The organism is Streptomyces sp. NPDC046977 (assembly GCF_040644455.1).
GTDB lineage: Bacteria > Actinomycetota > Actinomycetes > Streptomycetales > Streptomycetaceae > Actinacidiphila.
Genome location: NZ_JBEYWO010000019.1, coordinates 44,032 through 67,469, shown reverse-complemented (window position 1 = coordinate 67,469; position 23,438 = coordinate 44,032). Strand labels below are relative to the sequence as shown.

The 23,438-nt window shown below is 70.4% G+C and carries 27 protein-coding genes; 7 read left to right on the top strand and 20 right to left on the bottom strand.

What is annotated here, in order from left to right; genetic code table 11:
- Positions 1-3: 3 nt before the first annotated feature.
- Positions 4-804 (top strand): class I SAM-dependent methyltransferase, encoded by an 801-nt coding sequence (locus ABZ883_RS26145; protein ID WP_360910098.1) that lies wholly within the window; start codon positions 4-6, stop codon positions 802-804.
- A gap of 298 nt (positions 805-1,102) precedes the next feature.
- Entirely contained in the window at positions 1,103-2,359 is a 1,257-nt protein-coding gene (locus ABZ883_RS26140; RefSeq protein ID WP_360910096.1) for a fused response regulator/phosphatase, read from the top strand.
- A gap of 67 nt (positions 2,360-2,426) precedes the next feature.
- Here ABZ883_RS26140 and ABZ883_RS26135 read toward each other — a convergent pair whose 3' ends face one another.
- From ABZ883_RS26135 to ABZ883_RS26125, 3 genes are all read right to left on the bottom strand, one after another.
- Positions 2,427-2,765 carry a DUF2516 family protein gene (locus ABZ883_RS26135; protein ID WP_360910094.1) on the bottom strand — a complete coding sequence of 113 codons (339 nt, stop codon included), beginning with the start codon at positions 2,763-2,765 and terminating at the stop codon, positions 2,427-2,429.
- Positions 2,766-2,918: 153 nt separating this feature from the next.
- Positions 2,919-3,557, bottom strand: a complete 639-nt coding sequence (locus ABZ883_RS26130) for a hypothetical protein (protein ID WP_360910092.1) — start codon at positions 3,555-3,557, stop codon at positions 2,919-2,921.
- A gap of 65 nt (positions 3,558-3,622) precedes the next feature.
- Complete coding sequence (locus ABZ883_RS26125) at positions 3,623-4,120, bottom strand: helix-turn-helix transcriptional regulator (protein ID WP_360910090.1); 498 nt, start codon at positions 4,118-4,120, stop codon at positions 3,623-3,625.
- Positions 4,121-4,310: 190 nt separating this feature from the next.
- Here ABZ883_RS26125 and ABZ883_RS26120 point away from each other — a divergent pair, with 190 nt between their 5' ends.
- From ABZ883_RS26120 to ABZ883_RS26110, 3 genes are all read left to right on the top strand, one after another.
- Positions 4,311-4,760, top strand: a complete 450-nt coding sequence (locus ABZ883_RS26120; protein WP_360910088.1) for a nuclear transport factor 2 family protein — start codon at positions 4,311-4,313, stop codon at positions 4,758-4,760.
- Positions 4,757-5,530 carry a 2-phosphosulfolactate phosphatase gene (locus ABZ883_RS26115; protein ID WP_360910086.1) on the top strand — a complete coding sequence of 258 codons (774 nt, stop codon included), beginning with the start codon at positions 4,757-4,759 and terminating at the stop codon, positions 5,528-5,530. Before ABZ883_RS26120 ends, ABZ883_RS26115 begins: the two co-directional genes overlap by 4 nt.
- A gap of 73 nt (positions 5,531-5,603) precedes the next feature.
- Positions 5,604-6,152, top strand: a complete 549-nt coding sequence (locus ABZ883_RS26110) for a DinB family protein (RefSeq protein ID WP_360910084.1) — start codon at positions 5,604-5,606, stop codon at positions 6,150-6,152.
- 12 nt (positions 6,153-6,164) lie between these two features.
- Here the strand turns inward: ABZ883_RS26110 and ABZ883_RS26105 are convergent, their stop codons facing one another.
- The 10 genes from ABZ883_RS26105 to ABZ883_RS26060 all read right to left on the bottom strand — a co-directional run bounded on the left by ABZ883_RS26105 (position 6,165) and on the right by ABZ883_RS26060 (position 16,483).
- Positions 6,165-6,992 carry a MerR family transcriptional regulator gene (locus tag ABZ883_RS26105; protein WP_360910081.1) on the bottom strand — a complete coding sequence of 276 codons (828 nt, stop codon included), beginning with the start codon at positions 6,990-6,992 and terminating at the stop codon, positions 6,165-6,167.
- Positions 6,993-7,104: 112 nt separating this feature from the next.
- Positions 7,105-8,133 (bottom strand): aspartate-semialdehyde dehydrogenase, encoded by a 1,029-nt coding sequence (locus tag ABZ883_RS26100; protein ID WP_360910079.1) that lies wholly within the window; start codon positions 8,131-8,133, stop codon positions 7,105-7,107.
- On the bottom strand, positions 8,130-9,002 hold the full coding sequence (locus ABZ883_RS26095; protein ID WP_360910077.1) for a dihydrodipicolinate synthase family protein: 873 nt from the start codon (positions 9,000-9,002) through the stop codon (positions 8,130-8,132). The genes ABZ883_RS26100 and ABZ883_RS26095 overlap by 4 nt, the downstream gene beginning before the upstream one ends.
- Positions 9,003-9,669: 667 nt before the next feature.
- Positions 9,670-10,647: an aminoglycoside phosphotransferase family protein gene (locus ABZ883_RS26090; RefSeq protein ID WP_360910075.1), complete on the bottom strand. Its 978-nt coding sequence runs from the start codon at positions 10,645-10,647 to the stop codon at positions 9,670-9,672.
- A gap of 477 nt (positions 10,648-11,124) precedes the next feature.
- Positions 11,125-11,871: an HAD-IA family hydrolase gene (locus tag ABZ883_RS26085; RefSeq protein WP_360910073.1), complete on the bottom strand. Its 747-nt coding sequence runs from the start codon at positions 11,869-11,871 to the stop codon at positions 11,125-11,127.
- 10 nt (positions 11,872-11,881) lie between these two features.
- On the bottom strand, positions 11,882-12,694 hold the full coding sequence (locus ABZ883_RS26080; protein WP_360910071.1) for a GntR family transcriptional regulator: 813 nt from the start codon (positions 12,692-12,694) through the stop codon (positions 11,882-11,884).
- Between the two features lie 89 nt (positions 12,695-12,783).
- Positions 12,784-13,605, bottom strand: coding sequence for a hypothetical protein (locus ABZ883_RS26075; RefSeq protein WP_360910069.1), 822 nt, complete (start codon positions 13,603-13,605; stop codon positions 12,784-12,786).
- A 174-nt stretch (positions 13,606-13,779) separates the two neighbouring features.
- Positions 13,780-14,502, bottom strand: coding sequence for an HAD-IA family hydrolase (locus ABZ883_RS26070; RefSeq protein ID WP_360910067.1), 723 nt, complete (start codon positions 14,500-14,502; stop codon positions 13,780-13,782).
- 117 nt (positions 14,503-14,619) lie between these two features.
- A complete protein-coding gene (locus ABZ883_RS26065; RefSeq protein ID WP_360910065.1) occupies positions 14,620-15,864 on the bottom strand; it encodes a GNAT family N-acetyltransferase in 1,245 nt (414 codons plus the stop codon).
- Positions 15,865-15,955: 91 nt separating this feature from the next.
- Complete coding sequence (locus ABZ883_RS26060; protein WP_360910063.1) at positions 15,956-16,483, bottom strand: ABC transporter substrate-binding protein; 528 nt, start codon at positions 16,481-16,483, stop codon at positions 15,956-15,958.
- Positions 16,484-16,706: 223 nt separating this feature from the next.
- On the opposite strand from ABZ883_RS26060, the gene dtd reads away from it, so the two are divergent.
- A complete protein-coding gene (dtd, locus tag ABZ883_RS26055) occupies positions 16,707-17,132 on the top strand; it encodes a D-aminoacyl-tRNA deacylase (RefSeq protein WP_360910061.1) in 426 nt (141 codons plus the stop codon).
- A 5-nt stretch (positions 17,133-17,137) separates the two neighbouring features.
- On the opposite strand, the gene ABZ883_RS26050 is transcribed toward dtd, so the two are convergent.
- From ABZ883_RS26050 to ABZ883_RS26020, 7 genes are all read right to left on the bottom strand, one after another.
- Positions 17,138-18,166 (bottom strand): folate-binding protein, encoded by a 1,029-nt coding sequence (locus tag ABZ883_RS26050; protein ID WP_360910059.1) that lies wholly within the window; start codon positions 18,164-18,166, stop codon positions 17,138-17,140.
- A 9-nt stretch (positions 18,167-18,175) separates the two neighbouring features.
- Entirely contained in the window at positions 18,176-18,628 is a 453-nt protein-coding gene (locus ABZ883_RS26045; protein ID WP_360910057.1) for a Fur family transcriptional regulator, read from the bottom strand.
- 69 nt (positions 18,629-18,697) lie between these two features.
- Positions 18,698-19,261: an FABP family protein gene (locus tag ABZ883_RS26040; RefSeq protein ID WP_360910055.1), complete on the bottom strand. Its 564-nt coding sequence runs from the start codon at positions 19,259-19,261 to the stop codon at positions 18,698-18,700.
- Between the two features lie 242 nt (positions 19,262-19,503).
- A complete protein-coding gene (locus ABZ883_RS26035) occupies positions 19,504-20,439 on the bottom strand; it encodes a hypothetical protein (protein WP_360910053.1) in 936 nt (311 codons plus the stop codon).
- Positions 20,436-21,368, bottom strand: a complete 933-nt coding sequence (locus ABZ883_RS26030; RefSeq protein WP_360910051.1) for a hypothetical protein — start codon at positions 21,366-21,368, stop codon at positions 20,436-20,438. Before ABZ883_RS26030 ends, ABZ883_RS26035 begins: the two co-directional genes overlap by 4 nt.
- Positions 21,365-22,174 carry a hypothetical protein gene (locus ABZ883_RS26025; RefSeq protein ID WP_360910049.1) on the bottom strand — a complete coding sequence of 270 codons (810 nt, stop codon included), beginning with the start codon at positions 22,172-22,174 and terminating at the stop codon, positions 21,365-21,367. Before ABZ883_RS26025 ends, ABZ883_RS26030 begins: the two co-directional genes overlap by 4 nt.
- A 28-nt stretch (positions 22,175-22,202) precedes the next feature.
- Positions 22,203-22,943 carry a hypothetical protein gene (locus ABZ883_RS26020; RefSeq protein WP_360910047.1) on the bottom strand — a complete coding sequence of 247 codons (741 nt, stop codon included), beginning with the start codon at positions 22,941-22,943 and terminating at the stop codon, positions 22,203-22,205.
- Between the two features lie 127 nt (positions 22,944-23,070).
- On the opposite strand from ABZ883_RS26020, the gene ABZ883_RS26015 reads away from it, so the two are divergent.
- Positions 23,071-23,433, top strand: coding sequence for a DsrE family protein (locus ABZ883_RS26015; RefSeq protein ID WP_360910045.1), 363 nt, complete (start codon positions 23,071-23,073; stop codon positions 23,431-23,433).
- Positions 23,434-23,438: the final 5 nt, after the last annotated feature.

Here is a 23,438-nt window from a genome sequence, read left to right as displayed (position 1 = left end):
CGTATGCGAGCGAGGCGGCCGGTCGGGGAAGTGACGCGGGGGACGACCAATCCGAACCGCCTGCGCCGCATGGACCGGTGGATCGTGGCGGCGCACGGGGCCGCGCTGCGGCGTGCGGAGGACCCGCTCGCCGTGGACCTGGGCTACGGCGCGGCGCCGTGGACGGCGCTGGAGCTGATGCGGCGGTTGCGCGCGGTCCGCGGGGACGCGGAGGTCGTCGGCATCGAGATCGACCCCGCGCGCGTCGAGGCCGCGGCCCGCTATACCCGCGAGGGGCTCTCCTTCGCGCACGGCGGCTTCGAGGTGCCGCTGCCCGGTGACCGCAGGCCCGCGCTGATCAGGGCGGCGAACGTGCTGCGGCAGTACGACGAGACGCGGGTCGCGGAGGTGTGGGACCGGCTGCGTTCCCGGCTCGCCCCGGACGGGCTGCTGGTGGAGGGCACCTGCGACGAGATCGGCCGCCGCCACGTGTGGGTGGCGATCGGCCCGGAGGGCCCGCGCACGGTGACGTTCGCGACCCGCCTGGGTTCCCTGGAACGCCCCTCCGACCTGGCCGAACGCCTCCCGAAGGTGCTGATCCACCGCAATGTGCCGGGCGAGCCGGTGCACGCCTTCCTCACGGATTTCGACCGGGCCTGGGCGGCGGCCGCGCCCTTCGCGTCACTGGGCGCGCGGCAGCGCTGGATCCGTACGGTCGGGAGCCTGGCCGGCCCGGGCGGCTGGCCGGTGACGGACACGGCGGCGCGCTGGCGGCAGGGCGAGGTGACCGTGCGCTGGGAGGCGCTGGCCCCCGGGTCCGGCTGATCGCGGGGCCCCAGGTCGGAGGCGGACTGCCGAACGGCGGGTGACCTGCGGCGCACGGCCCCGCCGACGTGACGGGGACCACTCGGCGCCCGCCGGGACGTGACGTTGCTCATGTCCGTTTCGCCCTCCGAACGCCGAAATCCCCAGCTCGCAGGCGCATATGACACGGGCGGTTTACCGGCAGGCCCTCCCCCGCGGACATGCGGTACCGCTATGGTCGCCCTTCAGTGAGCCCGGAACAGGCGGTGGCACCGCCGTTCCGGGACGTTGCCCTCGGGGGGAGGGAAGGAATTGCCCGATGTCGGAGATGCCCGCGACCGAACGGCGGGCCGACCGGTTCGTCACCGTGCCGGGGCCGCGCCAGGAAGTGCTGCCCGCCGAGGGCCGGACCTCCCCTGCCCTGACGCTGCTCGTCATCGGTGAGGACCCCTCCGGCACCTTCACCGTCCCCGACCTGCTGGACGTCTCGGGAACCCGCGTCCGCATCCGCCGCGCCCGCAACCTGACCGAGGCCGAGCGGCTGCTCCGCGACGACGTCAACTGCATCCTGCTGGACCTCGGCCCCCACGCCACCGCCGGTCTCGACGGGCTGCGACAGCTGCTGCGGCTGGCCCCGCACACCGCCGTGCTCGTCCTCACCACGGGCACCGACACCGACGCCGAGCGCGCCGCCGAGGCGGTCCGCGTCGGCGCCCAGGACCAGCTCACCCCCGCCGACCTGGAGCCCTCCCACCTGACCCGGGCCATCCGCTACGCGGTGGAACGCAAGCGTGCCGACGTCGCGCAGCGCCAGCTCACCGAGACCCGGCTGCTCGCGCAGGAGAACTCCCGCCTGGAGCGCGGCCTGCTGCCGACCCCGCTGCTGCACGGCGCCGACCTGCGCTTCGCGGCCCACTACCGGCCCGGCCGCAGCCGTGCCCTGCTCGGCGGCGACTTCTACGACACCGTGCGCACCCCCGACGGCACCGTGCACGCCATGATCGGCGACGTCTGCGGCCACGGCCCCGACGAGGCCGCCCTCGGCGTGGAACTGCGGATCGCGTGGCGCGCGCTGACCTTCGCCGGGCTCTGCGGCGACGCGCTGCTCCGCACGCTCCAGCAGGTGCTGGAGCACGAGCGGCCCGACGAGGAGATCTTCGCGACCCTCTGCCAGGTCGACATCGCCGCGGACGGCCGCTCCGCCGACCTCTATCTGGCCGGCCACCCCGCCCCGCTGGTGTCGCTGTCCGGGATGGCCCCGCAACTGCTGCCGTACGAGCACGGCGGCCCGGCGCTCGGCCTGCTGCCCGGCGCGTCGGGCTGGGAGCGCGCGCGGATCGAGCTCGGCGAGGCGTGGAGCCTGATGCTCTACACGGACGGGCTCATCGAGGGCCGCGTCGGCCGGGGCCCGCAGCGCCTCGGCCAGGAGGGCATGGTCGAACTCATCGGGCGGCAGCTGGCCGCCGGGCTCACCGGCGAGGAACTGCTGGACGCCGCAGTCACCGAGGTGCGGGAGCTCAACGGCGAGGAGCTGACGGACGACGTGGCGCTGCTGCTGCTGGAGTCCGGCGCCTGATCCAGCACCGGACTCAGCGGGTCGGCCTGGCTCGGTGGGCTCAGTGGGCTCAGTGGGCTCAGTGGGCTCAGCGGTTGAAGGGCCCGTACGGACCGTCGCTGCTGCTGCCGCCACGGCGCCGGGGGCCGCCCTTGCCCGCGACTTCGCGGAGCTTCGGCCGCACGTCCACCATGTAGACGATCACCGCGATCAGACCGAAGACCGGCAGGAACGACAGGATCGAGAAGATCTTCATCACCACCGCGGCGAGCCCGAGGACGATCAGCCAGAACGCCTTCGTCTTCTTGTCGGCGGCGCGGTAGGCGTCCTGGCGATGAATCGCGGCGTCGACCAGCGCGAAGAGCGCGAGCAGGAAGAGCGCCCAGGACAGTAGTCCCAGCACGCCCAGAAAACCTGTAACCAGCATCGCCGTCCACCTCCGTCGTCGGCTCCCACCGTACCCGGCCGGGCAGGGCGGGGGCGCCCCCCTGTGCGAAGCGCCACGGGGTCATGAAGAGGGCCGGGCACGCGATGCGTGCCCGGCCCTCCGGATGCGCGGGTCCGCGCGGGTGTGCGGGCCTCAGGAGGCCGGCTTGCCCGGGGCGCTCTTGCGGGCGGCCGGGGCCGGCTTCTTGGCGGTCGGGGCCTTCTTCGCGGAGGCGGACCGGTCGTCGGCCGGGGCCGGCGCAGGCGCGGGCACGGAGTTGTTCTGCACGGGGGCCGGCGCCGGCGCGGGGGCGGGCTGCGCGGCCGGACGCGGCTGCGGCTCGCCCTCGATCGCGACCGCGATGTCCTCGACCTGGTCGGCGGCGTCGCCGCGCCAGGTCGCGACCGCGTCCTTGCCGCGCTCGGCCAGGCCGTCGTAGGTCTCCTTGGCGCGGACCGCGTACTCGGCGGCGCGGCCCACCTGCTGGAGCGCGAAGTCCTGGGCGGAGTCGCGCAGCTTGCGCAGGTCGGTGTCAATGCTGCCGAAGAGCTCGTTGACCTTGGCCTGCGCCCGGTTCTGCGCGCCCTTGGCCTGCGCCGTCACCTTCTCCTGCACGGCCTTGGCGTCGGTGCCGCGGATCTTCTCGATCCGGTCGGGGGCCTCGCTGCGGATCCTCTCGATCAGCGGCGGGACCTCCTTCAGCTTCTCGGCGGCGAGGTCGGCGGTGCCGGCCAGCGCGTACAGCGGGGTCGGGTCCTTGAGGGTCTTGACGAGGTCGTCGGTGATCGCCATGAGGGTTTCTCCCGTATGAGGTGGTGGCGTGTACGTCTGGCGTGTACGTCTGTTGAGTCCGCCGGTCACTCGGCGGCCGCGGCGTCGTCGCCGCCGCCCCCGTCGTCCGGTCCGGCGGTCGCCTTCGGCTTCAGTACGGCGGCAGCCTTGTGCGCCGCCTCCTTCGCCGCGCGCTCGTGCGGCGCGGCGGACTGCTCGTCCTGAGCTTCCTCCACCACGGCGCTCTCCCTGCGGAACGACTCGTAGATCTGCAGCAGGACCTGCTTCTGCTTCTCGTTGATCGCCGTGTCGGCCAGGATGGCGGTACGGACCTCCCGGCCGTCGCCCTGGTCCCGCTCGTCGAGGATCCCCGCCTGCACGTACAGGGTCTCGGCGGAGATGCGCAGCGCCTTCGCCAGTTGCTGCAGGATGTCGGCACTGGGCTTGCGCAGCCCGCGCTCGATCTGGCTGAGGTACGGGTTGGACACCCCCGCGGCGTCGGCGAGCTGGCGCAGCGAGAGCTTCGCGTTGCGGCGCTGCTCCCGCAGATACTCACCGAGGTTGCCGACGTTCAGTGAAGCCATGTCTTCGAGCATGCCCCGCGGTGCTAACTTTTGCAAGCAGAGTGCTTGCAAAAGTCTCGTTAAGGGGATGTGACGGCCGTCGCAGGCCGGGCCGCACGGGATCTGTCCGGCGGCGCCGCAGGCGTGATAGTCATGGAATTGACTGATCAACCTCATGACTGGGGCCCGGGCCCCGGAAGGCGGCAGGCCCATGACGACCACCACCACGGACCGCTTCCGCACCGCCGTGGAGACCGGTGACCTGGCCGTCCTCGACGACCTCTTCACCGACGACATCCGGTTCTACAGCCCGGTGACCTTCACCCCCTTCGAGGGCAAGGCGATGGTGCTCGGCCTCTTCGGCGTCCTGCTGCGCACGTTCGAGGGCTTCCACTACATCGGCCGCTTCGACGGCACCTCGGCCACCAGCGGCGACGGCGACGAGGCGCCCTCGGAGATCCTGCTCTTCCGCGCCGGCGTCGACGGCAAGGACATCCACGGCATCGACCTCCTCCACTTCGACGACACCGGCCGCATCAAGGAGTTCACCGTCATGGTCCGCCCCCAGTCCGCCGTGCAGACCCTCGGCAAGGCCGTCTTCGCCGGCCTCGTCGCCGCAGGCCTCGCCCCCGCCCCGGCGGACCGCCCGACCGCGCCGTGACCGCCGCTTCCTGGCGGCTCCAGTCCGGGCACGGGGTCCGGCTGGAGTGGGGGCCCGAGGGCGCGCGGCGGCTGGGACCCGAGGTCGCGGGCCTGGTCGTGGTGGACGTGCTGTCGTTCACGACCGCGGTGTCGGTGGCCGTGGAGGGCGGGACCCGGGTGCATCCGTACGCCTGGCGGGACGCGTCGGCGCGGGAGTACGCGGACCGCTTGGGCGCCCGCCTGGCGGTCGGGCGGCGGGAGGTGACCGCGGAACAGCCGTGGTCGCTCTCCCCGGCCGCGCTGCGGAGGGCGCCGCACACGGGACAGCTGGTGCTGCCGTCGCCGAACGGTTCGGCCATCGCCGCGGCGGCCGGTGAGGGCTCGACGTTGATCGCGGGCTGCCTGCGCAACGCCGCGGCGGTCGGCACCTGGCTCGCACGGCAGGGATACGGGACCCCCGAACGGCCGGTCGCGGTGGTCCCCGCCGGTGAGCGGTGGCCGGACGGAAGCCTGCGCCCGGCGCTGGAGGACCTGCTCGGGGCCGGGGCGGTCGCCGCCGCGCTGTGCGCCCGGGCACCGTGGGCCACACCGTCCCCGGAAGCGGGCGCGGCCGCGGCGCTGTGGACCGCCACCCCCGACCCGGCCGCGGCGGTCGCCGCGTGCGCCTCGGGCCGGGAACTGGCCGAGGGCGGCTTCCCGGAGGACGTCGCCGTCGCCACCGAGATCGACGCCTCCGACGCCGTTCCCCTGCTGTCCGGCGGCGCCTTCGGCATTGCGGACCGGAACTGACCGCAATGCTCCGTACCGTCGAAGACGTAAGGGATGCCGGGAACACCGGCGAACGACGGACAAGGGGTGCACGATGCCGACGGTGGTTCGCAACGAGACGGACGAGCGGGACGCGCTGCTGGCCTACCTGGAGTCGCAGCGCGCCGGTGTGCGCCGGGCGGTGCTGGGTCTGGACGACGCGCAGGCCACGTCCCGGCCGAGCGCGAGCGAGCTGAACCTCGCCGGGCTGGTCAAGCACGTCGCCCGCACCGAGGAGACCTGGGTGCAGGGCCTGCTGCTCGGCCGCGCGGAGAAGGCGGGCAACCGCGAGGACTACGTCAACGGCTTCCGCCTGCTGGAGGGCGAGACCCTCGCCGGCTGGCTCGACGCCTGGACGGCGATCGCCCGCGAGACCGAGGCCGCCGTCCTGGCCCTCCCCGACCTCGAGGGAACGGTCGCCCTGCCGGACGCGCCGTGGAACCCCCCGGGCATGAAGGTCAGCGCCCGCTGGATCCTGCTCCACCTCATCGAGGAGACCGCCCGGCACGCCGGGCACGCGGACATCGTCCGCGAGTCCCTGGACGGCCGGACGGCCTTCGAACTGGTCGACCTCGCGGCCCGCGAGGGCCGCCCGATGGGCTGACCGGCCGGCGGATCAGTCCCCGGGGGCCAGCGGCTGCTGCAGTTCCGTCACCCAGGTGTCGGGGTGGCCGCCGGCCTCCAGGTACAGCTCGCGCGGGTAGCCGGTGGAGCGGTGGCCGTGGGCGTCGATCCAGCGGGCGAGCGTCTGCTCGGTGCGCAGCACGTCGTCCATGGACCCGCGGTGCACGATCGTCGCGGCGCTCCCGATCGCCGGCAGGTCCACGACCGCGAAGTCGTACCCGGCGTCCGGCTCCACGTCCACCTGGAGCCCCGCGTGCACCACGACCGCGCCCTCGCCGCCGGGCGCCTCCTCGTAATGGGCGACACTCGGCCCCACCGGCCGCACCCCCGCCGCCTCCAGCCGGCGGCACAGCTCGCCGTACAGCGGCTGGATCACCGGGCCGATCTGCGCCGGCTCGAACCCGGCTGCCGTGGCGGTGAGTTCGGCCAGCCGCACGGCAGGCACCCGCTTGACGACCACGTCGTCGGAATCCATCCGTCCCTCGCTCTCGATGGTGCGCAGCCTCGCCTCGACCCCGGCCAGCCGTGCCGCGTCCGCGGCCATGCCCGCCGCGAGCTCGGCGCGGCGCAGCCGCAGCATGCCGCGCAGCTCGTCGGCGCCGACCTCCTCGTCGAGGATCGACCGCACCTGTTCCAGGGTGAAGCCGAGATCCTTGAGCGCGATGATCCGGTTGAGCCGGGCGAGCTGCCCGGCGGCGTACGAGCGGTAGCCGCTGGCGGGGTCGACACGGTCCGGGCGCAGCAGTCCGACCGCGTCGTAGTGACGCAGCATGCGGACCGACACGCGGCCGTGCCTGGCGAAGTCTCCGATGCCGAACATGACGTCTCCCAGTGCAGGGCCTCACACGGTGTGAGGGTCAAGCGGGGCCGGGACGAACGCCGATGCCCCGGCCGAACGGCCGGGGCATCGGGCACCGAGGGGAGCGGGTACGTCAGCCCCGCAGCTCCGCCGCGACCAGCTCGGCGAGCTGCACGGCGTTGAGCGCCGCGCCCTTGCGGAGGTTGTCGTTGGACAGGAAGAGGGCGAGGCCGTGCTCGACGGTCTCGTCGGCACGGATCCGGCCCACGTAGGAAGGGTCGCTGCCCGCGGCCTGCTGCGGGGTGGGGATCTCCGACAGCTCCACGCCGGGGGCCGCGGCCAGCAGCTCGTAGGCGCGCTCAACGCTGATCGGGCGCGCGAAGCGGGCGTTGAGCTGCAGCGAGTGCCCGGAGAAGACCGGCACGCGCACACAGGTGCCGGACACCTTCAGCTCCGGGATCTCCAGGATCTTGCGGGACTCGTTGCGGAGCTTCTGCTCCTCGTCGGTCTCGAAGCGGCCGTCGTCGACGATCTTCCCGGCCAGCGGGACGACGTTGAAGGCGATCGGCCGCCGGTAGACCGCGGGCTCGGGGAACTCCACGGCCGCGCCGTCGAAGGTCAGCCCGGTCGCGTCGTCGGCGACCTTGCGGATCTGCCCGTCGAGCTCCGCGACACCGGCCAGGCCAGAACCGGAGACCGCCTGGTAGGTGGTGGCGACCAGCGCGGTCAGCCCCGCCTCCTCGTGCAGCGGGCGCAGCACCGGCATCGCGGCCATCGTGGTGCAGTTCGGGTTGGCGATGATGCCCTTGGGGCGGTCGGCGATCGCGTGCGGATTGACCTCGGACACCACGAGCGGGACCTCGGGGTCCATGCGCCAGGCCGAGGAGTTGTCGATCACGACCGCGCCCGCGGCGGCCACCTTGGGGGCGAGCGCCTTGGAGGTGGCGCCGCCCGCGGAGAACAGGACGATGTCGAGACCCGCGTAGTCGGCGGTCGCCGCGTCCTCGATGGTGATCTCGCCGTCCTTCCACGGCAGCGTCCGCCCCGCGGAACGGGCCGACGCGAACAGCCGCAGCCGCTCCACCGGGAAGTCACGCTCGGCCAATACCTTGAGCATGACGCCGCCGACCTGGCCGGTGGCTCCGACGATTCCGATCCTCATCCGGTCTCTCCGATCAGTGCGTACGTACGGTCCCGAGTATCCCCCGCCTCGGCGAGTGCCCGGAGGGCCGTCTCGACTGCCGGCCGCCCGGCGGGCAGCAGGGGCAGCCGGACCGCGGGGGTGGGAATGCGGCCCTGGACGTGCAGGACCGCCTTGGTCACCGTGGGGTTCGGCTCGGTGAAGCAGGCGGCGGCGAGCCGCGCGAGCGCGTGCCCGCGCTCGGCGTCGTGGGAACGGGCCAGCTCCACCCACTGCGCGGTGGCCAGGTGCGCGGAGGCCAGGACGGCGCCGGCCGCGCCCAGGGCCAGCAGGGCGGGGGCGAAGACGTCGTCCCCGGCGTAGAGCGGCACCTCCCGCACCAGGAGGACGGTGTCCTGGTCGATGCCGCCGACGGCGTGCTTGAAACCGTGGACCCCGTCGATGGCGGCGATCCGGCGCACGGTGTCGGCGCTCAGGGTGCGTCCGGTGCGGTACGGGATGTTGTAGACGAGCAAGGGCACGGCGGAGGCCCGCGCCAGCGCCTCGAAGTGCGCGACCACGCCGTCCTCGGAGGGCCGCACGAACGCCGGCACGGTCACGAGGGCGGCATCCGCCGCCAGCCCGCGCAGTTCCTCCGCGGCCCGCCGCGTGTCGGCCCCACCGGCCCCGACCGTGAACCGCGCCCCCCGCCCGCGGCAGACCCGCCCGACGACCTCGCGGACGAGCGCCTTCTCCCCCTCGTCGAGCGCGGCCGGCTCCCCGGTCGTCCCCAGCGCGACCAGCCCTTCGGCCCCACCGTCGAGCACGTCGTGCGCCAGCCGCTCCAGGGCACCGGCGTCCACACTGCCGTCGACGGCGAAGGGCGTGATCAGCGGTACGTGAATCCCCATGGAACGAGCGTGGACCGATCGACCGTCAAGGTCCAGTTAAATGTCCTTCACCCCACGAGTTAGCAGCGCTGCACGATGGCGCTGCACGCGCCCCTACCCGGGCAGGACACCCACCGCGTCACCGCTGGCGCACAGGACATACTCCGAATTTCGAGTCCAGACCAGCTCCACCAGGACCTGCAGGGACTCCACTACATGGACCGCACCCGCATCACGCAGCGCCGCTTCCTTGTGCGGCGCCCGCGCGTAGCAGGGCCTGCCCGTTTCAGGAAGGCAGTTGCCGCCCGTGCCGAATTGTTCGTGGTGATCGCCACCTGCCGCCCACTGGCGACCAGAAGTACCACCAAGCTGTCCGCGTGCGGAGTCGGGTACGCCGACCCTGCCGCCTTCGTTTCCTCGTCGACCAGGAGTTCCTGCAGTTCGCGCAGGACGTCGGCACTGCCGTCCTATGCTGCCCTCCGCAGCACCAGCAAAGGGTCACGCACATCCTGGAGCGCCTCGACGGGCACCCCCCAACGTCTGCGCCCTGTGCCCGAGTGTCTCCGCCACCCGGAACGCCGGACGGTGGGCGAACAGGTCCGCGAGCGGGCCGTCGAAGTCGAACAGAACGCAGGCCGCCTGGCTGAACGCCGCCCGCAGGCTTTCGTCCGAATCCCGGCCCGTCGTGTCAGCCGGCACGGACTGAGCTGCGTGCGGCCCGCCCCGTGATTACCGACCGCCGGCGGCGAGGCTCTGGAGGGAGCTTGGCGTGCCACTCAGCCAGTGCGGCCTTGATCTCCTGCTCTGTGGGCAGCCCGTCCATCCCGATCGCGTCCTTCGCCAGGCCCAGCGCACGGCTGACCATCGCGACGGACCGCCCGAAGTCCGGTTCGACAGAGCCTTTCCCGAGACGGACCGCGGCCCGGACGACATCGGCGAACACCGACTGCGCGTACTCGAAATCCAAGTAGGCCTGCAGATCGGTCCACATCCCCGCGGTCATCGCCGAGCAGCCGCGTCGGATGAGCGTCTCCTCCCAGATGTCCTGCATGGCATTGCGCTCGTCGCTGGTGTACTGCATCCGCACCAGGTGTGTGGCCAGGTCGTGCAGGGGATCACCGTACGTAGCGAGCTCCCAGTCCAGGATGAACAGGCCTCCGTCGTCGAGCAGCACGACGTTGTCCCGATGGAGATCGGTGTGCAGCAGCGCGTACGGCCGACGTTGCATCTCCGGTGTACGACGGCGCACCCTCAGGCGAAAGCGGTCCAGGGCGTCGACGGGAACACCGAGCGCGTCGAACAGTTGCCCGAAGTCGGGACGGTGACGCTGGTGCACCTCGTTCTCGGCGTAGCGGACGACATGATCGAGGAAGGCGTCGCTGTTCTTGTGGTCGGTCGGCCAGTCGTGAGGCAGGGGCGGCAGTTGATCCGGTCCGACGACGGCTGTGCGTGCGAAGACCTCCGCCAACTTCCGGAGCATGTCCTCACCCAGCGCCTCGCCGGGCTCCGAGACCTGCGACAGTGCGCTGCCCGGCTCGAATTTGTGCAGAGACGCGCCTTCGAAGGTGACCAGGCAGCGGGGAGTAACAAATACGGGTTCGGGAGTCAGCTGCTCAAGCGCGGCCAGCACCGATGCTTCGTCCAGCCACGTACGCATCACGACCATGGGGGTATCGAGGGGGACCCTCAGCTTGACCTGCGCCGTCCCCTCCGACGGGGTGGGCATCAACCACGCGAGCCCCCGGCCCATCGGCACCACATGGTTGGAGTTGTGATGTCCTGACAGGACGAGCGAGTCCGGGTGGTACTTCCGCCATGCGCAGTGCCACCTGACGAAGGACTCGTGCAGCCGTCCATACATGGGTGCGCGTGCCAGACTTGGCCTCTCGCTCCTCCCCTCGCATCGACCATATGGCTCCGAGGGATCGTCGTCACGCGTGTCGGCGGAATCAGGCCGCGTAGGCGTGGCAGCGCCACCCGGGGCAGCCGTGGCCACAACCGTATCCGTCACGTTGCACCGACCGATGAGCGCTCGCCAATATGGCATCACCATCTGATGACGCGTGATGTGCCCGCGAGCCTACGCGCTTTTCCCCAAAGACGCACATCGAAACCCTAAGTGCGGCTATCGAATTTCGTACGGCTACTCGACGGGAGCACGTCTGCGGCTGAGACCCACGGTGGAGAAAGCTTCCACCAACTCCACCATGTTCCTGACGAGCAAATCCGCTCTCGCCTCCAGAAGAGCGTCCACCCGCTGCTGGTAACGGTCACCGAGACCGGCATATGCCAGAAATTTCACATGGGCCGCACGTGCGGCCCGGAGGTCCCGCACCGAATCGCCGATCATGAGGCAATTGCCCGGGGTAGATTCCCGCCCCAGCTCCCTCATTGCCGCGCGTAGACACGCCGGATCGGGCTTCATTTTCTCTGGCACATCACCGCGACCAAAGATTCTTCCGCTGAACTCCCGCTCCAGTCCGTGTTCCTTCAAGTAAACCTGGACCGAGGCCGGAGAATTGTTGGTCGTGATCGCCATTGGCCGATCCATCACAGCCAACCCCCGTATGAGATCGGCCGCCCCCTCGACCGGATGCGCCACCATTGCCGCCTTACGTTCCGCATCGACCAGAACGTCATCGAGACCTCTGACTATCCCCTCCGGGACACCGGCAGCCGAGACATCGTGAAGCAGTTGATGCGTGTCCGTGTACGGCTCGAATTTCGGCAGCAACCAGCCCCTGTCCGCCAGGAAGCCCTTCATGTGTTCGGCCACCGTCTCGGCACTGCGGCCGACGAACAAGTCGCAAAGCGGACCATCAAAGTCGAACAGGACGACCTTGACGCCTCGCAGTCGGTTCAGGAGCCGCTCAGGATCTGTCGAAGCCATTCAGTGAGTGTCACATCGATTCGGCGATTGTGGTCCACAGCGAGTCGAACCACTGCTGACACTCCTCAAGCTGGAGAAGCCCTTGCGGGTACAGCTTCGCTCCGACTCCCAGGACGTCGAAGATGCCAACAACTGAGCCATCCTCCAGGAGGACGTTGTTGGGCACGACCGAGTAGTAGCCCGTCAGAGCTTGCTCGCCGTTCAGCAGGTAGATCTTGGTCATGGGTGTGATCGGAACCGTCCTGGTCTCGATCACCACCGAGCCGGTCAACCCGCGCGTGTGCAGGTCCCCCAGCAGGTTGCGCAGAACGCGAGTCTGGAGATCTATCAAACCTGCCAGACGGTGCCGTGGGCGAGCATCCTTCGGATCCGAGACGTTGCGCGGGATGGCCAGCAGGGCGTCGGGGCTGGGCAGCAGGAGCCGGACCTTGATCGAAGACGGACTCAGCTCACCACGCAGGATCCGGCCCACCGGACGGCTGAGGGCGGCGTTCAGCGACTCACTCGTTAGACAGTAGACATCGATCGTGATGTGCTCCGCCTCGAACGCCTCCGCGATGGCGTCCTCCAGCTCGACGCTGGCCTGATCTGTCCGATGGGCCACACCGTTGGCGTGCGCCGGTGTCGGGTTGCGCCAATTTCGGGCGAAGACTCCCTTGCCTTGGATTGACTCTACGTAACCTTCGTCCTGGAGCTCCTTGAGTGCCCTCTGGACCGTGGCGCGGTCTACGTCGAACGTCTCCGCCAGCTCAGCCTGGGTGGGGAGTTGCCCGTCAACCGGGATCTCGCCGGCCTCGATCCGGTGACGCAGCGAATCGGCCACACGCTCCCATTCGCGCCTGGCCCCACCACCCGCTCGCGCATGACGCACTTGAGCCTCCGAGATATCGACAACGTGGCGCCCCGAATGAATCAGTGCACCCTTTCGGCAAGGGCCCAGTGGTGCTCGAACCAACGCCGGTGCTGCTCGAACAGGTCGCGAGCTGTGGGGCCACCGCGTTTGGATACAAGAACCATACCGCCCACAGTAAAGCCCTTGGGGTTCAGCCTTCGGGCCGACTCCACCCCGGCAATCGATTCAACCTCGACCGGGTAAGAGCCTTGGCAGGCCTCGTCATCGTTGAAAAGCAAGAGTTTTGACTGCGGCGAGAGATACGATGCAACCCGGAACAGTATTTCAACCCGCGCTCCCGGAATCGAAGATTCTATGGCCGCCTTTAGTTCCGCGAAAATGCGCTTCGACTCGTCGATTTTCGCCTGCATCTGCTCTCGGAATGCAAGATCATCTACGACGTTGTAGTGCTGATGACCCTGCACATCGGGCCCCCCGTCCGGGACTAGGCGGCACGGGAGATTCATGGGAGCCTGCAGGTCCGGTGTAAGTACCCTGATCCTCACACGGTAGTGACCACGCGCCTCGTCCGCCAGGCGTTGCATCGGCGTTCGAGTAATTTGGAGAAGCGTTTCCGACGTGAAGCCATAAAAGTCGACGCTGACGTCTCGATGATCAAATGCACGCGATGCGCACTCTCGCAGCTCGTCAATCGACCTCAGGACACGCATCCCTGACGAAGCGAGTGGCTTCTCAGTAGTAATCGCGTCGAAAAGCACATAGGCTATAAAGGCCGCGAATGAACCACCAATGAAAGTCTGGCGCGCTAAAACATCGCCGACGGCGGGGACCAATTGCGCCACGACGCCTAATACGCAGATCACAGCCAGCGAGTACCTCACAACCCGAGGCTTCGCCGCCGATATGGACTCCTTGACTTTACGAAGCGGTCCGCTTCCGCCGCCTGCGCCAGGTGCACTGAGTGACGTCATCGCCGTGGCCCCCCGCTCAGCTGGACAAGACCACCATGATGCCGCGGTACCGCGTACCTCGACAAGCCGCACGCACGACATCGATCAAGTAGCGTCACTGAAGGCCGTCAGAAGCTCGGACAGGGCAGTCACTGCGAGCACCCCTTTGAACTTGCGTGCGTTGGGGTCAAAACCCAAGAAGGCCACGCCCGAAGCCTGCGCCGCCCGAAGATCAGATTCCGAGTCTCCGATGAGGAGGGCCCTGGAACCAGGCACTCCCACGGCGGCAAGGGCTTGGTCCACGCAGTGGGGATGGGGTTTCATCAAGGCTGGATCCGGATCACGACCGAAGATCATATTGCCGAAGGCGGGCAGTTCATGGTTCTCCAAGTAACAGCGCACCGCTTCGGGGGAGTTGTTGCTCGTCACCGCGAGGTGCTTTCCGCGGCACACAAGAAACTTGATCAATTCTCTAACGTGCCGCGTGGGTTCACCTGCTACCCGTGCCGCCTCCATCTCCTGCTCGGACACGTGCTGTTCCGCGTCCACCAAGAGCTGTGGAAGGCCGTCGCCCTTGGCACGAGCAGCCAGTGCAGTCTCGCGGAGAATCTTATGGGGGTCGGTGGACCCTTCCAGTCGCTGAGGCAGCAAGTCCTTTTGCTTTGACAACAAGGCGCTGACAGTCCCGGCAATGACATCGGCCGGGTGTTTCTCAAAGAGATGACAAATAGGTCCGTCAAAATCGAACAGCACACAGTCGGCGGCGTCCAGAACTGACGAGAGGGCTCTGCGGTCGGCGTTCACGCGACTCCCGGGGTCGATCAGCACCAGTCGGCTCCGCCCACGATATTCCCCTGAGGAGCGTAAGTCCGAGCACGGGCCGACGTCGCTTCCGATGTCGCCACTCACGCGACAAGCTCGGCGACCCGCAGCTGGCTGTCGGCGTCAGAACCCGTCGATCGCCCACGGCTTGCGCGACGTACGGAACAGCGCGTCCACCTGGGCCGCCGTGCCCGGGCGGGATTCGGTGACCTGGCCGATGGTGGCGAGGCGGACCGCGGACTCGTCGCCGAGGTAGAGGGCGGCGAGGTCGGCGGCGGTGAGGGTCAGGTCCGGGGCAGCGGAGGGGGCCGCCTCGGCGGTGGCGGTGCCGCCCGGGGAAACCTCGAGGCGGAAGCGGCCGGCGGCGTAGCCGTACGGGTCGAGGACATCGAGGACGACGGTGCCCGGGGCGGCGTAGGTACGGGCGGCCAGCGAGCGGGGCACGTCGACGAAGCGCAGCCACAGGAAGTCGGAGCTGTTGTCGACCCTGGCGGCGCGCCGGTCCGCGAGGAGCAGCGGCATGACGTCGTCGTGGGCGCGGAAGCCCGTGCGCACGGTGGTGACCCAGTCGATGGAGAGCAGGTAGCGCCACAGGGCCCGTTCGGCGGCCGGGGTGGCGGCGATCAAGTTCTTGATCTCCAGGGGGGCTTGCGGGTACATGCCGTGCCATTCGTCGGCGACGGTGTACGCGGCCAGGCCGTCGACGCGGCCGGAGGAGTCCCGGTAGAAGGCGAAGATCGGTTCCTTCCAGGGCTCGTCGGCCGACATCCGGACCTTGCCGGTGAACAGCTCCCACCAGCGGTCGTTGCGGTTGATCGAGCCGGGGACCTGCACCCGTACCCGCTCGTGGAGTTCCGGGCCGGACTTGAGGACGTCGGCGGGGTCGACGAGTTCGACGCGGCCGTCCTCGTCGTCGCCGGGCGGGCGCAGGCCGGCGCGGGCGGTGTCGACGTGCCACTCGGTGACGCCGGCCGCGGGGCCGAAGCCGAAGCGGCCGTAGATCGGGTACTCGGCGGCGATGAGGATCGCGAGCGGTTCTCCGCGTTCGGCGGTGGCGGCCAGTTCGTTGGCCATCATGCGCGAGGCGACGCCGCGGCGGCGGTGCGTGGCGGAGACGGTGACGTGGGTGATCGCGCTGGCGGGCAGTACGGCGCCGCCGGGCACGGTGAGGTCGCGCGGCATGCTGCGGAAGGTGGCCACGCACCGGCCGTCGTCGAACGCGCCCTGCGTGCGGGCGAGATCCGTGTACGGCCGCCGGAGCTCGATCTCCTCGTCGCCGACGGTCGCGGGACGGTGGAAACCGAGTCGGGTGGCGCGCAGCCAGCCGGCGAAGTCGGATGCTTCGAGCGTGCGGACCTCAAGGCTCATGTCCCGCACGGTAAGCGCCGGTCACGCCTGCGCGCATCCCCTTTTCGCACAGTTTCCCGCGGCTTTCCCGCGGGCCTTCCCCCGCGGGCCCTCAGTCCCCCGACAGCAGGTCCTCGACCCGTGCCTCGCCCGCGCGGTAGCGCCGGGCGATCTCGGTGCTGCACCCGTCGACGGTGCGCTGCAGGGACTGCCGGCAGCGCGAGACCTGCTGCTCGTGGCGGACCAGCCGCCCCATCGCGTCGTGCAGTTCCTGGTCGGTGCGGGCCTCCAGGTCGGAGAGCTCGACCTCGGCGAGCATCTCCTCGGCGAGCTGCCGGTAGCGCTCGCTGCGCGGGGTGCGCAGGGTGACGTGCCGGGCGGAGGTGCGGTGCCGGGACGGGGTGTCGGTGAGGATCTCCGAGAGCCGGTCCAGCACGGGCGCGTCGGGGGCCGTGCGGCGGGCGAGTTCGGCGCGCAGGATGTCGATGCGGCCCTGCAGCAGCCGCCGGAGGTAGGACAGGTCGGCCTCCTCCAGTTGTGCCTCACGGCGGGCGGTGCGCAGGCCGGCGAGGGTGAGCCCCGCGAAGTCGGGCTGCGGCGCGTCGGAGAACGGGGAGCGCGGGCCCGGTGCCTTGAGCATGCGTTCGCCTTCCGCCGTCCCGGTGGTACGTGTCGTACCGGTGTGCTTCATGTCTGTCCGTCCCCTCGTCCCCCGCGTCGGGCAGATCTCGATCGTGCCACCGAGTACCTGTGTCCCGCAGGCACCTGCACCCGAACGGCCGCGCCGGACAGTTGTACGTGAGCCCAAGCGGGCGTACGGCCCCCGTGCCGCGCGCCCCCTCACGCCCGGGAGAATGGGGGGCATGCGAGCGGTGGCCCAGCGGGTGAGCGAAGCGAAGGTCGTGGTGGACGGCGAGACGGTCGGCGAGATCGCCGGTCCGGGGCTGTGCGTGCTGGTGGGGGTCACGCACGACGACACGAAGGAGAAGGCGGCGCAGCTCGCCCGCAAGCTGTGGAGTCTGCGGATCCTGCCGGAGGAGAAGTCCTGTTCCGACATCGGCGGGCCGCTGCTGGTGATCTCGCAGTTCACTCTCTACGGTGACGCCCGCAAGGGGCGCCGGCCGACCTGGAACGCCGCGGCGCCGGGTCCGGTCGCCGAACCGCTCGTGGACGAGGTCGTCGCGCAGCTGCGCGCACTGGGCGCGGACGTGGCGACGGGCCGCTTCGGAACGGACATGAAGGTCTCGCTCACGAACGACGGCCCGTTCACGGTCGTGCTCGATCTCTAGGGCCCTCAGGGCTCGACGACGGTCTCCTGGTTCGCGGCCGTCCCGTCCGCCAGCAGCGGCACGTCCGCGGGGGTGTTGCGCTTGATCACCGCGAGGGCGATCGGGCCGAGCTCCCAGTGCCGGGCCGACGAGGTGACGGTGCCGATCTGGCGGCCGTCCGGCCCGTCGGCGGCGAGGTGCACGGGCGTGCCGTGGCCGGGCAGCTTGACCTCGCTGCCGTCGAGGTGCAGGAAGACCAGCCGGCGCGGCGGCCGGCCGAGGTTGTGCACCCGGGCGACGGTCTCCTGGCCGCGGTAGCAGCCCTTGTCGAGGTGGACGGCCGTGCCGAGCCAGCCCAGCTCGTGCGGGATGGTGCGGTGGTCGGTCTCCAGGCCGAGCCGCGGGCGGTGGGCCTCGATGCGCAGGGCCTCCAGGGCCAGCACGCCGACCGGGGCGCCGGCCTCGGAGAAGAAGCGTGCGCAGCTCCCTGAAAGGGTGGTGGCGGGCGACGGGTGGGCGAAGGCCTCCAGTTCGGCGCGCGGCACGAGGACGTCGCGGCCGTACGGGACCTCGCGCACCGGCCACTCCTCCGGAACCGCGACGATGCTGCCCGCCGGGAGGTGGACGACGGCGTGGTCGCCGGTCACGTCGGCGACCTCGACCTGGTAGAAGAACTTCATGCTCTCCAGGTAGGCCACGATGTCGCCCTGCGTGCCCGGCTCGACGTGCATCCAGGTGGTGGTGCCGTCGTCGACGAGGTACAGCGCGTGCTCGATGTGGCCGTGCGCGGAGAGGATCAGCGCCTCGGTGGCCTGCCCGGGCGGCAGGTCGCTGACGTGCTGGGTGAGCAGGAGGTGGAGCCAGGCGAGCCGGTCCTGACCGGTGACGGCGACGACACCGCGGTGGGACAGGTCGACGAAGCCCTTGCCGTCCGCGAGGGCCCGTTGCTCGCGGAACAGGTCCCCGTAGTGCGCGGCGACTCCCTCGTCAGGGCCTTCTGCGGGGACGGCGCCGGGGAGCGACAGCAGGGGACTGGTCAGTGTTTGTCGCTGCATGGAACCAGCCTACGTCGCGGTAGTTGAACCCTCAGTCGTTCGGGCCTTCCGTGCGCAGTCCGCGCACCGGCCGAAGATCGCGAAGTGCTTCATGTCCGTCTCGAAGCCGTAGGTCGCGCGCAGCCGGTCGGTCAGCGGCGCGGCCTCGGAGATGTCGGCCTCGGTGACCGACTCGCAGTCGCGGCACACCAGGTGCATGTGGTGGTGCCGGTCGGCGAGGTGGTACGTGGGGGCGCCGTGGCCGAGATGGGCATGGCTGACCAGGCCCAGCTCCTCCAGCAGCTCCAGCGTGCGGTAGACGGTGGAGATGTTCACCCCGGAGGCGGTCCTGCGCACCTCGGTGAGGATCTCGTCCGGAGTCGCGTGCTCCAGGACGTCGACCGCCTCCAGGACAAGCTGTCGCTGCGGCGTGAGCCGGTAGCCGCGTTGCCTCAGATCGCTCTTCCAGTCCGTGGTCACCACAGGGACAGTCTAGGCGGAAGGGCGCCGTCGGCGGCCCGGCGCGACTTCGCGGGGCCGCCCGCGGGGACCTCAGCGGAAGAAGGCGATGCCGTCGTCGGGCAGGTCCTTGAGGTCCTTGGCCCACTCGCTGGGGTTGACGACCTTCTTCAGGTGCGCCGACATGTACGGGCGCAGCGCCACCTCCGGGGTGGCCTTCTCGCCGACCCACATCAGGTCGCTCTTGACGTAGCCGTACAGGCGCTTGCCGCCGCTGTAGGCCGGCGCGTCGGCCAGCCGGGCCACGGCGTCCGTGACCAGGTCGATCTGCGGCTTGCCCTCGGCGAGCTCGCCGTACCAGATCTCGATGACGCCGTTGTCGCGGGTCATCGTGATCTCGACCTTGCGGTCCTTGTCGATCCGCCAGAAACCGGACTCGCTCTCCAGCGGCTTCTCCGGCTTGCCCTCGGCGTCCAGCACCCAGGTCTTGGAGGTGTACTCCAGGAACGGGCGGCCGTCGTGGGTGAAGACCACTTCCTGGCCGAAGTTGCACTTCTCCGCGCCCGGGAAGTCGAAGACGCCCGCGCCCTCCCAGGTGCCCAGGAGGAAGGCGAGCGGTACGAGCTCCGGGTGGAGGTCTGAGGGGATTTCGATCATGTTCAGCGCTGTCCCTGGTAGAGCTTCTTCACCGCCAGAACGGAGAACGCGAGGACGCCAAGGCAGACCAGGACAAGCATGACGTCGAAGAAGATCTCAATGGCGCTCACGAGCGTGCTCCTCGGGCAGGCGCGGACGGTCGGCGGCCCAGTGGGGCCGTTTGCCGAGTCTAGTCGGCCGGTACGGGCGCGATGCGCTGAGGTGGCCCCCCGCGCATCGCGCCCGTACCGGGCGCAACCCGGTCAGCCGAGCAGCTGCGACTGCAGCAGTACGGCCTGGTGGAACGGGACGGCGGGCTGGTCGCCGGCCTTGCGCATGCTGATGACGGCGACGGTGTCACCGGCACCGATGAACGCGGACCGTGCCCGCTCGCCGCCGAACGGCTTGTTCTCGTCGAACGTGGAGAGGTTCACGTCCTCCGGGAAGGAGAGCGCGTCCTGCCACGCCGGGTCCAGGACCTTGCTCGGCGAGTCGGCGAGGCCCGCGACGGTCATCATCTGGAGGCGGCCCTTCTCCGCGTACGGGGCGCTGATGAACTGCACGAGGTAGATCTCCGTCCTCGTGCCGTCCGGCATGTCCCAGGCGCGGGCGGCGATGTGGCGCAGGCCGTTCTGGTCCAGGCGCTCCATCAGCCGCGTCCGGCCGGCCTTCTCGAAGAGCTCGGCGAAGCGCGCATCGGGCAGCCAGCCGTCCTTGCCGTCGAAGGTCCTGTCGGCCTTCGCCCCGCGGGCGGCGGGCAGCAGCAGCGCGTGCAGGTCGGCGTAGTGGGCGCCGCCGGGGTTGCGCTCCTCGTCGAACACCCTCGGCTTGCCCGCGGGCAGCTTCGGCAGTGCGAGGGCGGGGTACGTCCAGCGCCCGTCGTCCGGGGTCTGCAGGCCGGGGACGTCGGTGCGCCGCGGCTGGCTGACCGCGTACGCGGTGGCCCCGCCGAGCGCGGCGAAGACCAGCACGGCCGAGGTCCAGCGCAGCACCGCCCGCAACCGGCGCCGGTCGCGCGGGCGCGGAACCGGGTCGGGCAGGGGCGTGCCGGCATCCGCCGCGGACACGGGGTCCACGACGACCGCCAGGGTCTCCAGGGCGGCAGCGGGCTCGGGGACAGCCTCGGGCGGGGAGGGCACAGTGGCTTCGGGCTCGCCCGCGACGGCGGATCGCACCGCCGGCTGGTCACTGATGCTCATGCTGCCTCTCCGGGGTCCTGGACGCGGTCGAGCTGATCGGCCAGCACGTCGGCCGCGGCCTTCTTGTCGAGGGGGGACACCCCGGAGACCGACATCGTCACCAGGAGGTCGCCCTCGGTGGCCTGGCACTGCATGAAGTCCAGGTCGGCACCCGGCTTCTTGGGCGGCAGGACGCAGCGCGCCTTGTCGTGGCCCGCGATCCCGGGACCGTTGCGGAAGACGCCGAGTGCCTTGGTGAAGTCGCTGAAGAACTCGGTACCGGCCCGCGCGGCCTGCTTGTTCTGCATCTGGACGATCCGCATCTCGATGAGCGTCTCGCCGTCCTCGGCGGCGTAGCTCCGCATGCCGATGCCCTGGATGCGCAGCCGGTCCACGGCCTTGAGCGCGGCGTCCCGGGTCTTCTTCGGCAGGTCGTGGTATCCCTGCGTCATGGCGGTCACCGCCTGCTTGCCGGACAGCTCGACGTCGTTGCCGTACGGCGCCATGTCGGGACCGGAACCGTAGCCGCTGGGCATGGGCAGCAGCAGTGTGCCCAACGCGCCGTAGTGGCTGCCTCCGGACTGGACACCGTAGGTGCCCGTCTTCTCCGGTCTCGGGGCCTTCCACGGCTTCGCCGCGGCCTGGGTGCCGTCGTTCCCCTGGTGCCGGAGCACCGCGAACCCGATGCCTCCGCCCGCGACGACGGCCACGATCGCGGCCGCGATCCCGAGGGCGAGTCCCTTGCGGCTCCTGCGCAGCGGGGCCTCGGGGCCGGACTCCGGGACAACGGCCTCGGGAGCGGATTCCGGAGCCACGGCCTCGGGAGCGGACTCCGGAGCAGCCGTCTCAAGGCCGGGCTCCGGGGCGGCGGCCTGGGACGCCGGCTCCTGCCGGCCCGGCTCCACCGCGGGCTCCTCGGCGGGGGTCGGGGTCGTCTTCTCGTCGCTCACAGCCGCTCCCACTGACGCTTGGCCACGGACATGATCGTCGACTGGGGGACCGGGTGGGACGAAGTGACCCAGATCAGCATCTCGATGTTCGCCTGCCGCGCGACCGCCGCCGACTTGTAGTAGGGGAGGTAGCCCGCCCTGCGGGTCGGTCGGGAGTAGGAGAACACCTTGCCGTCGACGGAGCCGGGAATCGCCCGTCCGTCGTTGCCCGCCTCGTCCTGGCCGCGTGTGAACTGGAGTTGGTCCAGCACGTCGCCTTCCGTGCCGGCGTACTCCAGGTCGCGGTACTGGACGAGCCGGATCTCCACGGAGATGTCGCCGGTCCTCCAGGTGGTGGTGGCCGCGCGGCGGAAGCCGGAATCCAGCAGGTCGGTGAAGCCTGCCTTCGGGTCATCGAAGTTCTCGGCGTACTCGGCGATCGGCAGCCAGCCGTCGACGCCGGGCGGCGAATTCCCGTCCTTCGCGCCCTTGGGGCGCTTCAGCAGCAGCTTGCGCAGGTCGCCGTCGTACTTCACGAGGGCGTCCTCGGCCGCGGTGAGCGGCTTCGCCGGCGGCGCGGCGCCCTTGGGCTGCACGAGTTCCGGCTGGCTGAGCGGGGGGAGCGGGGTCTCGGGGCGGTCGTACTGGATCTTGTAGCCGGTACCGGCGCCCGCGGCGACGCCGAGCACGGCCGCCGCGAGGATCAGCAGGGTGGTACGACCGCGGCGGCGGGGTGGGCGGGCCGCGGGAAGCGGCTCCGCGGCGGCCTCGGGGGGTGTTTCCGGAGCAGGGGATGCCTGATCCGGGACAGGGGTGTCCTGGGACAAGGGGTTCTCCACAAAAGGCGTCGAGGGCTCAGCGGCCGGTCGCGAGGCGCTGGTACTGCTGGTCGAGCAGCCGCTTGAGCAGGTCGCGGCCGGGCAGCTTCTCCCCGGTCACGGTGATGCTGATGTGCACGTCGCCCTGATGGGACAGCGCGGCCACGGCGTCGGTGCTCTCGGCGGAGCCGGAGGACAGCCGGTAGGCCTTGACGGGGTGGGTGCTGTCGATCGCCAGGGCCGGCGAGTCCAGGGAGAAGTCGTCGTAGTAGCCGGTGGCGCCGGCCGTCGAGCCGAAGCGCAGCAGTTCGACGGAGATCTCGTAGGCGCCGTCGCCGGTCAGGTAGGTGCGCTGGGCGCCCTTCTTGAAGCCGTAGCGGCTCAGGCCCCGCTTGATGTCGGCGCTGACGCCGACCTCGTCGCGGGTGACGGCGGTGCCCGTCTCGTCGCCGTAGATCTCGGCGTCCTTGGGCGGGGTGAGCAGGAAGAAGCGCAGGTCCCCGCTGTGCGCGCCGTCGTGGACGGCGCCGGTGACGGTGCTGGACGGGGAGGCGCTCTGCCCGGCGGTCCGCGTGGGGTCCGGCGACGGAGAGGACGGCGGGGCCGTTGTCGGCGTTGTCGGCGTCGTCGGGGATGCCGATGGCGCGGCCGTCACCGCGGAGTCCGAGGACGATGACCCGATGGCGACCACGGCACCCGCCGTGAGCGTCGCCAGGACGACGAGTCCGATGACCACGGCGATCGTCGCACCGGTCCGTGCGTTCGTACGCGCTTCCACAAGCCCCCCCGGGCAGACACACAGCGCTCGCGCGATGTGTGCAGCGAGGCGGATCACATTATGTCGATCTTCGGAAAGCGCTTCACACTTTTTTCGCTGTGAGGCCTGCCACCTTAGGGTGTGGGCCATGGCGAAGAAGCTGGTGATCAAGGTGACGGCGGGCGCCGACGCGCCCGAACGGTGCTCGCAGGCGTTCACGGTGGCGGCGGTGGCCGTGGCCAGCGGCGTGGAGGTCTCGCTGTGGCTGACCGGTGAGTCGGCGTGGTTCGCGCTGCCGGGGAAGGCCGCGGAGTTCGAGCTGCCGCACGCCGCGCCGCTGCCCGACCTGATCGAGGGGATCATGGCCGGCGGCCGGATCACCCTGTGCACGCAGTGCGCGGCCCGCCGGGACATCGGCGAGAAGGACGTGCTGGAGGGGGTGCGGATCGCCGGGTCGCAGGTCTTCGTCCAGGAGGTGATGGCCGACGGCGTGCAGGCGCTCGTCTACTGATCCGG